We start from the raw sequence: 12,862 nt of genomic DNA, 5'->3' as shown, positions 1-12,862 counted from the left end.
AGCAGGAGCGGCGCCACGCGCCGCGGCATCCTCAGCGCCGCGAGCGGCGCGCTCCCCTACTCGTCGCGGTCGGACGCGCCCAGGGCGATGAGCCGCAGCACCTCGGCCCGCGCATCCGGGTTGTTGAACGCGCCCCGGGTCGCGAGCGTGACCGTCTCGGAGTCGCTCTGACGCGGCCCGCGGTCGGCGACGCATCCCTGCCGCGCCTCGAGCACGGCGATGGCGCCGCGGGCGTCGAGGCCGGTCATGATCGCGTCGACGAGGTCGTCGCCGAGCCGCTCCTGCAGCGTCGGCGCGCTCGACAGCGTCTCAACGAGGTCGTAGAGCCGGCCGAACCCGATGATCGAGTCACCGGGCAGGTAGGCGAGCTGCACCCAGCCGTCAAACGGCAGCAGGTGGTGCTCGCACACCGAACGGAAACGGATGTTCCGCAGCAGCACCGGCTGCCCCGATTCGACGGCCTCGAGGCGATTGACCGACGGCGCCGCATCGGGCTCGCCGAGCGAGATGCGTCCCTCGATCAGGGGCGCGACCGCGTCGACGCCGACTCCCGCGAACAGCTCGGCCGCTGCGGCGGCAACGCGCGCGGGCGTGCGCGCGAACTGCGCCGAATCCGGGTCGAGGCCGCAGGCGGCGAGCAACTCTCGCACGGCCGCCTGCGCGCGCTGCGCATCCACCGCCATCGCTACGACCAGGCGCCGGGGCGCGTCGGGCCCTCGGGGTTGTCGAGACCCGAGCCGGGCTCGGGCCGGTCGAGGCCAGGATGCACGTCGGTCACGCCGGGCTTGTCGCCCCCGAACCCGGGCTGCGGTGCACCACCAGGATGCGCGCCACCGTCGGGCTCGCCGGCGCCGCCGGGTGCGTGGCCGCCACCAGGCTGGCCGGCGCCAGGCTGACCGGCGCCGCTACCAGGCTGACCAGCACCGGCACCAGGCGCGCCAGCCCCCTCACCGTGCCCAGGCGCATCCTCACCAGCCCCAGTCGCATGGCTGCTCGGCGCCTCCTCACCGCTCGCGGGGAGGTGCGGCTTCAGCGGCACCGGCGGGCGCGAGCTGACGGGGCGCTCGGGGCTCGAGAGCCACTGCGGGCGCTCGGGCAGCTTGACGATGCCCTCGAAGATTTCGGCGAGGCGCTCATGGCCGATGGTCTCGACATCGAGCAGTTCGGCGGCGAGGCGGTCGAGCACGTCACGGTTGTTCGTGAGCACCCACCAGGCCTCCTGCTGCGCCTGCTCGAGCAGTCCCTGCACCTCGCGGTCGACGACGACGGCGGTCGTGTCGGAGTACGGCGCACCCTGCGAGCGCGAGTACGGCGACTCGCCCTCGTTCTCGCCGAGCTTGATCGCGCCGACGGTGTTCGACATGCCGTACTCGGTGACCATCTTGCGGGCCGTCTTCGTGGCCTTCTCGATGTCGTTGGATGCGCCGGTCGTCGGGTCGTGGAACACGAGCTCCTCGGCGATGCGCCCACCCATCGCGTAGGTGAGCTGGTCGAGCAGCTCATTGCGGGTGACCGAGTACTTGTCTTCAAGCGGCACGACCATCGTGTAGCCGAGCGCGCGGCCGCGCGGCAGGATCGTGATCTTCGTCACCGGGTCGGTGTGGCGCAGGGCCGCGGCCGCAATCGCGTGGCCGCCCTCGTGGTACGCCGTGATCAGCTTTTCCTGGTCGTTCATGACGCGGCTGCGGCGCTGCGGGCCGGCGATGACGCGGTCGATCGCTTCGTCGATCGCGCGGGCGTCGACGATCTGCGCGCCGAGGCGAGCCGTGAGCAGCGCGGCCTCGTTGAGCACGTTCGCGAGGTCAGCACCGGTGAAGCCGGGGGTCTTGCGGGCGACGACCGAGAGATCGACGTCCTTCGCGATCGGCTTGCCCTTCGAGTGCACCTCGAGGATCTTGCGGCGGCCCTCGAGGTCGGGGGCGTCGACGCCGATCTGGCGGTCGAAGCGGCCGGGGCGCAGCAGGGCCGGGTCGAGCACATCCGGGCGGTTCGTCGCCGCAATAAGGATGACGTTCGTCGTCGCGTCGAAGCCGTCCATCTCGACGAGCAGCTGGTTCAGCGTCTGCTCGCGCTCGTCGTTGCCGCCGCCCATGCCGACGCCGCGCTGGCGACCGACCGCGTCGATCTCGTCGATGAAGATGATGGCCGGTGCGTTCTGCTTCGCCTGCTCGAACAGGTCGCGCACGCGCGAGGCGCCGACACCGACGAACATCTCGACGAAGTCGGAACCCGAAATCGAGTAGAACGGCGTGCCCGCCTCACCCGCGACGGCCTTCGCGAGCAGCGTCTTACCGGTACCGGGAGGGCCGTAGAGCAGCACGCCCTTCGGGATTTTCGCGCCGACGGCGAGGAACTTGTCGGGTTCCTTCAGGAAGTCCTTAATCTCGGCGAGCTCCTCGAGCGCCTCGTTCGCGCCGGCGACGTCGGCAAAGGTGACCTGCGGGTCTTCCTTGTTGACGAGCTTCGCCTTCGACTTGCCGAACTTCATCATGCCGCCGGCACCGCCACCCTGCATGCTCGACAGCATCAGCCACACGAAGAAACCGATGAGCACGAGCGGCAGCAACAGCGAAAGCGCGGTGCTGAACCAGTTCGGGCCGGGCACCTCGTCGTTGTAGTTCTCGGCGATATCGGCGCCGTCGACCGCGCCGACGACGGCCTCGGCACGCGCATCCACGAAGTAGAAGTGCGCCTGCTGGCCGTACTCCTCGTCGGCCTCGACGAACTCGATGTTGACGCGGTTGTCACCCTGAACGATGGTGACGGTCTTGAGCTTGTCCTTCTTCAGGATCTCGAGACCCTGCTGCGTCGTGACCTCAGTGTTGCCCTGCTGGTTGATCAGGCTGAAGCCGATTCCGATGACGATCACCGCGAGCAGCACAATCGTGATCGGGCTCTTCAGGAGTTTCTTCAAGGTTTTCATGCGCGCGAGCGAACCCGCTGCCTTTCGTTCAGCGACGCCGGATGCCCGGCTCGGGAAGCGGGGCAGCAACACGCCCCTGCAGTTGCGGAAATCCTACTAGCGCCCACTTTGGCGCTGGCTGCCCGTTCGCCACCCGCGCACTGGGCGTGCGGCGGGCCGGATGCGCGGGTACGCCACCGGCCAACCGCGTTCAAATTCGTCACACATCGAACCGTGCCCGCAACTTCTTGGCGCAACTCCGAGATTTTGGTCGTTTGAACGGGCTGAGCCCGTTCAAACGACCATTTTCTGCGAGTTTGTCCGACTCACGGCGCCAGACGGTGCCGGTGCTCCGAAGAAAGGGCGGGCGCCGAAGGGCGTCCTACGGCGCTGGCACCCTCTCCCGTGCGACCGCGGCAGCCCCGCGGATGCGCTGGCCGTGGCCGTGTGCGATGGCGCGCCACGTGCGGTCGCGCACGAAAATCGAGTCGATCGCGATCATCGACAGCGAGAACCAGGGCAGGCCCATCAGCACGCCGATCGCGACGTGGAACGTGAGGATCGCGAAGAGGCCGATTACGCGCGTGAAGCGCGTGAGCAGCAGGAACGGGAAGGCGAGCTGCATGATGATCGAGCCCCAGGCCGCGACCGTCACGAGCGGCCCCCACGAGGTGATGAGGTCGCTCAGCACCGGCCAGGTGCCGAAGCGCTCGGTCATCAGCGGGTCGTAGACCGCGTGACCGTGCTGCCACGGTGCGCCGCCTGCCTTGTAGAGTGCGCCCGAAACGTAGACGAACGACACCTGCGCCGTGAGAATCACGAGCACCAGGTTGTGCAGCAGGTTTTGAATCTGGCGCCAGTTTTCACTCTTCGGCTCGAGCCCGCGCTTCTCCCGACGGCGCGCATCCAGCGACCATCGGCCGGCGCAGTCGGCGAACAGCATGAAGAAGAGGGCGATGCGGTACATGTTGTCGCCCTGGTCGCCGAGCATGTCGTTCGCCTCGATGAAGCTCACCCAGAGCACGAGGAACACGGGATGCACGACGCGCGTGCGCCAGCCGAGCGTGAACGCCACGGCGAGCGCGAGCAGCAGCAGGTAGAGCGCGGTGTAGGCGGCGTCATTCGCCATCGCGTTGTGGAACCAGCTGAACAGCCAGATCTTCGGGAAGTCGCTGACCGCCTCGATGCCCTCACCATTCCAGAGCGAGCCACTGCCGAAGGAGTAGAGCCGCGTGCGGAAGTTCGAGACCAGGAGCCCCACCGCGGCAGCGCCGAGCAGGATACGCGTAATCGCCAGCCCGTACGTCGCCTTCTTCGAGTCGAGCAGCCAGGCCTCGGCGAAGTCGTAGCCCTGACGGATGAGCTTGCCGGCGCCCCGCAGTAGCGCCGTCACGCCCTCCGCGATGAACGAGCCGATGCCGACCAGCACGCGACGCACCTGGGTGCCGAACCCTGCGCGCCCGCTCACTCCTGCATCCCTTCGTAGGTGTCGCGGAAGATCTCCTCGAACGCCTCGTCGGACTGCCCCTCGTTGCGCACCGTGCCGCGCCAACCGGGGCTGAGGATGGTCGGGTCGGGCAGGGTCGCGTCGGCGTCGTTGCGCTGTTCGAACGGAATGACGTTCTGGCGCGTCACCTCGAACTGCACGCGCACGACGCCGTCGCCCCAAATCGCGTGGGCGACCTGCGTCGCGTAAGCCGTGGCCATGTGCTCGGTCGGCATGTACGCGTCGACGGCGTTCTCGTCGCCGTATTCGTCGAGCTTGTCTTCGAGGCGCTGCTCGAAGTCGTCTTCAAAGTAGTTGAGCGCGACGACCACGCGGTGGTCGGCGTTGAGGTCGTCGAAGCTGCCCTTGTACGAGCTCGCGACCTGCGTCGATTGGATGCCCGCGCGCGGCGGGAACAGGTTGTACTGAATCATCGAGAGCTCGACCGCGGTGGCGTCGACCCACTCAGTCTCGGTGAGCTCGCCGTCGTCACCCTCGACCTGCGCGCGCACCTTGAACGTGTAGTCGCCGTTGATCGGCGCCGGCGCGAACACGCTCCACGACTGTCCGAAGAAAGGAATCATGTAGCTCGACAGCGCGTTGCCGGGCACGACCTCGCGCATCGGCGAGGTCGGCGCGATCCAGAGGAACGACGCGAACACGTGCCAGGCCGTGAAGAGCGCCGCGACGGCGAGCACCACTCGCACGAGCGGCGAGCGCTTCTTCTTGGTCTCGGATGTGGTCATTCGGGGCTTTCTCGAACAGCGGCCATTGACCTGTGAACGGGGCGGATGGGTGCTCGTCTCGGCACATCCCACTCACGTGGCTCAACCGGCTCGGGGATTCGGAGCAGGTCATCGTCGGTCCTGCGCAAGGGCAGGTTCCCGACAACGGCATGGTGCCGATGAAGATTGTAGAAGTGCCGCCGGCCGAGCAGAACCGCTGCCCGTGGTGATTTCACTTCCACCCGAGTTCAGACGAACACCTCCCGGGGCGTCGCCCCCCCCCCCCCGAACAGAGTTTGCGCCCGACCGAGAACTCGGGCGGGCGCAGACTCTGAGCGACGTATCAGACGCCGTGCGTGCTACTCGGCGAAGTCGGCCGCGTTTTCCTCGGTAATCAGCGTGAACGGCAGGGTGTAGCGGTCCTCGATGTCCTTGCCATCGAGAAAGTTCTGCACGACCTCAATCGTCTTTTCACCCTGGCCCGCCGAATCCTGTTGGACAGTCGCGGTCATGGTTCCGGATTGAATGGCGGCGATAGCTGGCTGAGTGCCGTCGACGCCGACGATGGCCTGGAATTCGTCGGTCCGCCCGGCGTCCTCAATCGCCGACGACGCACCAAGCGCCATTTCGTCATTGTTCGCGACAACGGCGTCGATCTCACCGGTGCCGAACCGCTGTAGGACATCCTCCATATTGCGCTTCGCTTCGTCACGGCTGCCCTTGCCTTGGAACTCGGCAACCGTCGTGATGTTGTCGTTGATCTTGTTCTCGTAGCCGGTGATGCGGCGGTCGGTCCACGAGGCACCGTAGGTACCGGCCGCGAACACGACGTTGCCGCCATCAGGGAGCACTTCGTTGAGGTACTCGGCCTGCATCTCCCCGGCGAGCGTATCGTCGATGCCGATGTAGCTCTCGTAGGCGATGTCGGCACCGTCGGCAAATTCGGTTGAGAGGACGAAGAGAGGAATCTCGGAGTCGATCACTCGTTGCGCCGCGTTCTGGCTCGCCTCACCGTCGAGCGGTTGCAGGACGATGGCGTCGACCTGCTGCGTGATCAAGTCTTCAACCTGGTTGAGTTCGGTCGAGACATCCTTCTTTGAGTCGGTGACCTTGAGTTCGACGCCGCGCGTGTCAGCCTCGGCCTGCATCGCCTCGGTCATGTGCGCGAGGTCTGGGTCCTGGAGATCGAGTACGACGACACCAATGGTGTAGCTGTCGCCCCCGCCAGCGCCAGGGGAACCGGAAGCGCACGCGCTCAGCAGAATCGTGGAAGTTGCGAGTGCTGCCAATGCCGACAGCAGCCGTTTGTGAACAGACATGGGGGTTCCTTTAGGGATAGTCGAAGGTGAGAGGAGTTTGGTTGGGCGGCCCGACGACTAGTCGGACTTCCACCGGTTGAGGAGCACTGCGAGTGCGAGGATGAGGCCCTGGACGCCCTGTTGGTAATAGGACGAAATGCCGAGCAGGTTCATGCCGTTCATGATCACGGCGAGGAGCAGCACGCCAACGACGGTGCCGCGTATCGTGCCCGAGCCACCGAAGAGGTTGGTGCCGCCGATGACAACAGCGGCGATAACCTGCAGCTCATAAGTGAGACCCGCAGTCGGCGCGGCGCTGTCGAGGCGGCCTGCCAGCACGAGACCACCAAGGGCCGCGAGCACGCCCCCGATGAGGTAGACGGTGAACAGCACGCGGGGTACCGAGATGCCGACTTTCTGCGCCGACTCCTCGTTGCCACCCACGGCGTAGACATGTGAGCCAAACTTTGTTCGGCTGAGCACGAAGTCACAGACAACAGCTGCGAGCAGGAAGATGATCACCGGCACCGGAATCGGTCCAATGAACCCGGAGCCGATCCACTCGGCTGGTCCGCTCAATCCCGAAACCACCTGTCCGTCGGTAATGACGAGTGCAGCAGTACGCGCAATCGCCATCGTTGCCAGCGTCGCGAGGAACGGCAGAATTTTCCCCCACACCACGAGCGCGGCGCTGAGGAAACCGACGAAGAGTCCGGCTCCGAGTCCCGCGATCATGGGCAGCCAGAAGGCCGTTCCGCTGGCCGGCGCAAGTATCGCGAACACCATGCCGGCGATGCCGACTACCGAGCCGACCGAGAGATCGATGCCTGACGTGATCATGATGAACGTCATGCCGAGGGCGATGATGCCGATGATGGACGACTGACGAACGACATTGATCAGGTTGTCGATGGTCAGGAAGTTCGGGGCCGCGATCGAGAGATAGAGCAAGACCAAGGCAAAAATGACGAGGATGCCGTAGTCGCCGAGGAATCGTCGAACCTTGGCGCCGGTCGAGATGCCGTCTCGTCGTTCCTTCGCGCGGATCAGGACCGCCACGGTGTCAGTGTTCTGGCTCATCAGTGTGTTTCCTTTGGGTCGCGGCGTTCTTCGTGCTCAACGCTGGACGTGCTGCCGATCATTCGACGGTCAGACACCATTTCGAGGTCGACGTAGTCATCGAGCGTGCCCTGCGAGATGAGGTGGGCGACTTGCGTCTCGGAGATCTCACCGGTCCGAAATTGCCCCACCACCTCGCCCTGACGCATGACGGCGAATCGGTCGGCAACGGCGAACGCCTCGTCTAGCCGGTGCGTGATGATGATCACGGCAATGCCGAGTTCTTTGAGCTTCTGGGTGACTTCGATGAGCTTGTCGACCTTGGCGACCGAGAGGTTCGCGGTCGGCTCATCCATGATGATGAGGCGGGCATCAAATGCGAGTGCCCGGCCGATCGCCACGGCCTGACGCTGGCCGCCCGAGAGCCGCTTCACCTTCAGTCGCGGATTGATCGGGATTCCGAGTCGCTCGAGCACGCGGTTGGTTTCTTCCTGCATCCGCTTACGGTCGACGACGCGGAGGAGCGGTCCGAGGATGTTCTTCTGCGGCTCACGGCCGAGAAAAATATTGGTGCGGACATCGAGATTGTCGGCCAGCGCGAAATCCTGATACACCATTTCGATACCCGAAGAGCGTGAAACTGCGGGAGTGGGGAATGAAACTGCTTTGCCGTCGAGGCGAATTTCACCGCCATCGGGCTGGTACACGCCGGTCAACACTTTCATCAGCGTTGATTTGCCGGCAGCGTTATCACCGAGCAGAGCAAAGGTTTCGCCGGGCTGCACTTGAATTGTCACCCCGCGGAGCGCAGTAACCGCTCCGAAGGTTTTCTTAATGTTATTGAGTTCGATAAACGGTGTCGAAATAGAGGGTGCTTTCGTCATGTCATCCTCGCCAGAGATGGATCTCGGTCCCCGATACGCGTTGCGTAGGGAGTCATCCTCGACCCCTCGCGACCGGTTGGCACAACTCTGCAGCGATCGCACCACCCAAGGTTGTGCCACATTGGGACGCGCCTTCACTGCCAAAACCGCCCACCCCGGGATACCCCGGAGTGGGCGGTCAGTTCGGTCGTTGCGCGGAAACGCGTTAGAACCGCTGACGACCGAGACGGTCGTAGACGTCTGGCAGCCGCTTTCGCAGGACTAGCGCATAAATGAATCCACCAATAAACAGGACAAACGTGAGCAACATAAATACTGCGCTGAGCACTCCAGACCCACCGACGAGTTCGGGGAAGTTAAGGACGGCGATCACCATGATTACCCCGAGAAATAGCATGCTTACGCCTGGAGCAATGATCGTTTTCCACACAGACTCGGGATTGCTGCTGCGTCGCCGCAAGAAATAGATCAAGACCGCCAGGCTGGTGATAAACATGAGCAGCAATACCGAAAACGTGCCACTTCCACTCGCCACGACGTAGATTTGCTCCGGGTCGGCGCCGACCACAGCCAGCACAATTATCGCCACGACCCACACCGCCCCGATCGCGAGCGCGGCAAGGTACGGCGAGTGGTGTCGCGGATGCACGTGGCCGAGTGCCTTGGGCAACGCGCGATCTCGGGCGAGCGAGAAGCCGTAGCGCGCGGCGATGTTCTGAATCGACAGCATGCACGCCAGCGTCGAGGTGATGAGCAGAATCGTCATGATGTCCGCAGCAATATTGCCGAGGAGCGCTACGATCGAGCCGTGGAACAGCCCCGCGGTGTTTTCGGTTGCGGCGGCTTGGATCTCCCCCGTGCCGAAGAATGCGACGTAGCCGGTCGCCGCGATGGCATAGAAGATTCCGATGCCCAGCACTGAGAGATAGGTCGCACGCGGGATGGTCTTGTCCGGGTCGCGAACTTCCTCGCGATAGATGACCGTGGCCTCGAAGCCGAAGAAGTTTCCGATCGCGAACAACAACGCCAGTCCGAGCGTTGCATCCCCCAGGCTCGGCAGTGAAATGCTCAGGCCCGCCTCCGGATTGCCGCCATTCGAGGCAAACGCGGCAACATCAAACACCACGATGATGATGACCTCGAGAACCATCACCGTCGTCAGCACCTTGGCGGACAGGTCGATTCGGTTGTAGGCGAGGGCCGTCGTGATGCCGACAATCACGAGGGCATACCAGTACCAAGCGATATCTGGTCCGCCGAGCGTTTCAACAACGAAGTTCTGCATTGTGACGGCGAAGAACACGGGGGCGAAAAACCCGATGAAGATGTAGCCGACCAGTGCCAGAAATGCACCCCCGAGCCCCGAAGCCTTGCCGAGTCCAGCGGTAACAAACGAATAGAATCCGCCGGGATTCTCGATGGTGCGACTCATCGTCACAAAACCGACCGAGAAGATGAGCAACATCAGGGTCAGGATGAGATAAATCGAAGGCGCGGTGTTGCCCCCGAACATCAGGAGGACCGGCATGGTCCCAGCCACGGTCGCGAGCGGCGACGAGAAGGCGAGCACGCTCATCATGAGCGAGCCGACGCCCATGTTGCCCTCGAGACGGTTGATTACGGTGGTATCTGCTGCCGGCTCAGTGGAGCTGTTCTTGGTACGCATGATTCTCTTTCGGTGGGAGGGATGGGCTACGACGAGAGCGCGGGGCCCGTCGCGCCGATCTTCGTTAAGTCGACAACATCGTGAAGCGGTTCGCCGGCATTCCAGCGCTCGAGATTTTCGGCGAATCGCTCGACGACGCGGCCTCGCCACCCCACGAGATCTCCGGAGGCATGCGGAGACACAAGAATGTTGTTCCGAGTCCACATGGGGTGGTCCTTCGGCAGCGGTTCTTGCTCGAAGACGTCCAGCGCCGCCCCGGCAAGGTGCCCGGAGTCGATCGCGTCGAGCAACGCCTGTTCGACCACGACGGCGCCTCGGCCAACGTTGACGAGATGGGCACCGGGCCGAACCTTCGCAAGCAGCTCGGCGTTCACGAGGCCACGGGTCTGAGGTGTGAGCGGCAGCGTCAGCACGACGTCGTCCGCCTCACAGAGGAGTGTTTCCAACTCCTCAAAGGCATGGATGGAGCCGAGCTCAGCGTCAGTGCGCGAGGAACGCCCCACGATATTGACGTCCATACCGGCAGCACGCAGGAGGAGCGCGGTTTCGCGGCCGACAGGGCCAGGCCCGACGACGAGCACCTTCCTGCCCAGAATCGGCTGTGTCTCACGATGCAGCCATTCGCGCCGCTGCTGAAGTTCGATCGTCGTGCGAATGTCCTTTGCAAACATCACGATGACGCCGAGAATCCATTCCGCGATCGGCCGTTCACAAACGCCGCGGGAGTTACTGACGATGATGTCGCTGTTCACGATCTCTTCGCTGAGCAGGGCATCCACGCCGATGCTGGACGTGTGAATCCATTTGAGGTTCCCAGTGCCCACCTCACGCAACAGATTGGTGCGGAAGTCGTTGAGGAACAGGATCTCGGCACATTCCAGCGCGTTTCGCAGCTCGTCCGCCGTGCGCACCACGATCGGCTCGGCGTCGGCTTCGATCCGCTCGAATGGTGGCACGGGCCGCCCTTCGGGCACGATCACGATTACGGGTTGTTTGGTCATGGTCTCTCCTTGGCGTGATGAGCGCTCGGCGACGGCTACCAGCCGCCCTGCCAGCCGCTCATGAGTCCGTACGGCAGTCGCTGAGGTTCCTCGCCCGGGATGCCCTGGAGGAAGTCGAAGTCGCAGCCCTCGTCGGCCTGCAGCACATGGTCGACATAGAGGCGGCCATAGCCACGGTTGTACTTGCGTTCGGGCAGCTTCACCTCAGCGAGGCGCCGCTCAATCTCTTCCTGAGGAATATCGAGGTCGAGTCGCTGCGTCGCAACATCCAGCACGATGGGGTCACCGTCCTGCACGATTGCGAGCGGACCGCCCACGGCGGCCTCGGGCGCAACGTGGAGCACGGTCGTGCCAAAAGCGGTGCCGCTCATCCGCGCATCCGAAATCCGAACTACGTCGCGGATGCCGCGCTTGAGCAGCTTTTCGGGAATCGGCAGCATGCCCCACTCGGGCATGCCCGGCGCACCGGCCGGGCCAGAGTTGCGCAGAACGAGCACCGAGTCTTCGCTGATGTCGAGCTCTGGGTCATCAATGCGTCGACCGAGGTCGTAGATGTCGTCGAAGACGACCGCCGGGCCGCGGTGCTGCAGCAGTTCGGGTGACGCGGCGCTGCGCTTGATCACCGCGCCCTTGGGCGCGAGCGACCCGCGTACGACGGCGATGCTGCCGGTGGCGTCGAACGGCTTGTCCAACGTGGTGATGACGTCACCATCGGGGTCCGGAGCATTCGCGTAGCCGGCCTCGAGTGATTCGCCCGTGACGGTGAGTACGTCGCGGTGCAGCAGCGGCGAAAGCTCCTTGAGTACCGCGCTAATGCCACCCGAGTTGAACAGTTGCTGCACGAGGTATTCGCCCGAGGGGCGAACGTTCACGATCCGCGGGGTGCGCTCCGAAATCTCGTGGAACCGGTCGAGTTGCAACTCGTAGCCAACGCGACGAGCCAATGCCAGCAAGTGGACCACGGCGTTCGTCGAGCCACCGACCGCCATCAACAGGGTGATCGCGTTGTCGAATGCCTCCGGTGTGAGGATCTCGCTCGGCTTCGGCCCACCCGTCAACGCCATCTCGACTGCCCGACGTCCGGTGGCCTCGGCGGCCTGGGCACGACGTGCGTGCACCGCCGGAATCGCAGCCGTCGAGGGCAGACACATGCCGAGCGCCTCGACGAGTGACGTCATGGTTGAGGCCGTGCCCATTTCGCTGCAGTGCCCTGCCGTGGGCTTCGCCGAGGCCTCGAGCTCATCGAAGTCCGCCTGGGTCATCTTTCCCGCGCGCAATTCGTCGGCGTACTTCCAAGTGTCAGTGCCCACACCAAGTTGCTTGCCGCGGAACACCGCAGGTTCTTGTGGGCCGCCGGTAAGCATGATGGTCGGCACATCTGCGCTGGCCGCCCCCATGAGCTGCGCGGGCACGGTCTTGTCACACCCGCCGAGCAGCACAATGGCGTCGAGCGGGTACGAGCGAATCGACTCTTCCGTGTCCATCGCCATGAGGTTGCGGAACTGCATGGCGGACGGCTTCATCAGGCTCTCGCCGAGCGACATGGTCGGGAACTCGAGCGGCAATCCGCCTGCCATCAAGACGCCGCGCTTCACCGCATCCGCGAGCAGCCGGAAGTGGATGTTGCAGTTCACGAGTTCTGACCAAGAGTTCGCGATCCCGACCACCGGGCGGTCCTTGACCGCAAAGCCTGAGAACCCCTCCGCTTGAATCGCGGTTCGGTGCACGAAACCCGTCAGATCGTGCGGGCCAAACCAGTGTGCGCTGCGCAGATCTGGGCGCGTGCCTTCTTCGTTGTTCGTCATCAGTCCTTCGTTTCCAATTGCTAGCTTGATCGGTTG

At 64.3% G+C, this 12,862-nt stretch carries 10 protein-coding genes; all 10 read right to left on the bottom strand.

Annotated features, from left to right (window positions below):
* Positions 1–56: 56 nt before the first annotated feature.
* Positions 57–683 (bottom strand): GTP cyclohydrolase I, encoded by a 627-nt coding sequence (folE, locus tag M3M28_RS00980; protein WP_249386998.1) that lies wholly within the window; start codon positions 681–683, stop codon positions 57–59.
* 2 nt (positions 684–685) lie between these two features.
* Positions 686–2,923 carry an ATP-dependent zinc metalloprotease FtsH gene (gene ftsH, locus M3M28_RS00975; protein ID WP_249386997.1) on the bottom strand — a complete coding sequence of 746 codons (2,238 nt, stop codon included), beginning with the start codon at positions 2,921–2,923 and terminating at the stop codon, positions 686–688.
* A 361-nt stretch (positions 2,924–3,284) separates the two neighbouring features.
* Positions 3,285–4,370, bottom strand: coding sequence for an HTTM domain-containing protein (locus tag M3M28_RS00970; protein ID WP_249386996.1), 1,086 nt, complete (start codon positions 4,368–4,370; stop codon positions 3,285–3,287).
* A complete protein-coding gene (locus M3M28_RS00965; protein WP_249386995.1) occupies positions 4,367–5,134 on the bottom strand; it encodes a DUF5819 family protein in 768 nt (255 codons plus the stop codon). Before M3M28_RS00965 ends, M3M28_RS00970 begins: the two co-directional genes overlap by 4 nt.
* 338 nt (positions 5,135–5,472) lie before the next feature.
* Entirely contained in the window at positions 5,473–6,432 is a 960-nt protein-coding gene (locus M3M28_RS00960) for a sugar ABC transporter substrate-binding protein (protein WP_249386994.1), read from the bottom strand.
* A 57-nt stretch (positions 6,433–6,489) separates the two neighbouring features.
* Entirely contained in the window at positions 6,490–7,491 is a 1,002-nt protein-coding gene (locus M3M28_RS00955; RefSeq protein WP_249386993.1) for an ABC transporter permease, read from the bottom strand.
* Positions 7,491–8,354, bottom strand: coding sequence for an ATP-binding cassette domain-containing protein (locus M3M28_RS00950; RefSeq protein ID WP_249386992.1), 864 nt, complete (start codon positions 8,352–8,354; stop codon positions 7,491–7,493). The genes M3M28_RS00955 and M3M28_RS00950 overlap by 1 nt, the downstream gene beginning before the upstream one ends.
* A 205-nt stretch (positions 8,355–8,559) precedes the next feature.
* A complete protein-coding gene (locus M3M28_RS00945; protein ID WP_249386991.1) occupies positions 8,560–10,020 on the bottom strand; it encodes an APC family permease in 1,461 nt (486 codons plus the stop codon).
* 26 nt (positions 10,021–10,046) lie between these two features.
* Positions 10,047–11,021: a D-2-hydroxyacid dehydrogenase gene (locus tag M3M28_RS00940; RefSeq protein WP_249386990.1), complete on the bottom strand. Its 975-nt coding sequence runs from the start codon at positions 11,019–11,021 to the stop codon at positions 10,047–10,049.
* Positions 11,022–11,056: 35 nt separating this feature from the next.
* On the bottom strand, positions 11,057–12,826 hold the full coding sequence (locus M3M28_RS00935; RefSeq protein ID WP_249386989.1) for an IlvD/Edd family dehydratase: 1,770 nt from the start codon (positions 12,824–12,826) through the stop codon (positions 11,057–11,059).
* Positions 12,827–12,862: the final 36 nt, after the last annotated feature.

This window comes from Gulosibacter sediminis (assembly GCF_023370115.1).
In the GTDB taxonomy this organism is placed as follows: Bacteria; Actinomycetota; Actinomycetes; order Actinomycetales; family Microbacteriaceae; genus Gulosibacter; species Gulosibacter sediminis_A.
The sequence above is the reverse complement of the archived record's forward strand: the minus strand, read 5'-3'. Positions and strand labels throughout refer to the sequence as shown.

Coding starts and splice junctions, on each gene's coding strand:
- M3M28_RS00945 (WP_249386991.1), bottom strand. CDS start 10,020: ATGCGTACCAAGAACAGCTCCACTGAGCCGGCAGCAGATACCACCGTA.
- ftsH (WP_249386997.1), bottom strand. CDS start 2,923: ATGAAAACCTTGAAGAAACTCCTGAAGAGCCCGATCACGATTGTGCTG.
- M3M28_RS00955 (WP_249386993.1), bottom strand. CDS start 7,491: ATGAGCCAGAACACTGACACCGTGGCGGTCCTGATCCGCGCGAAGGAA.
- M3M28_RS00950 (WP_249386992.1), bottom strand. CDS start 8,354: ATGACGAAAGCACCCTCTATTTCGACACCGTTTATCGAACTCAATAAC.
- M3M28_RS00960 (WP_249386994.1), bottom strand. CDS start 6,432: ATGTCTGTTCACAAACGGCTGCTGTCGGCATTGGCAGCACTCGCAACT.
- M3M28_RS00935 (WP_249386989.1), bottom strand. CDS start 12,826: ATGACGAACAACGAAGAAGGCACGCGCCCAGATCTGCGCAGCGCACAC.
- folE (WP_249386998.1), bottom strand. CDS start 683: ATGGCGGTGGATGCGCAGCGCGCGCAGGCGGCCGTGCGAGAGTTGCTC.
- M3M28_RS00940 (WP_249386990.1), bottom strand. CDS start 11,021: ATGACCAAACAACCCGTAATCGTGATCGTGCCCGAAGGGCGGCCCGTG.
- M3M28_RS00965 (WP_249386995.1), bottom strand. CDS start 5,134: ATGACCACATCCGAGACCAAGAAGAAGCGCTCGCCGCTCGTGCGAGTG.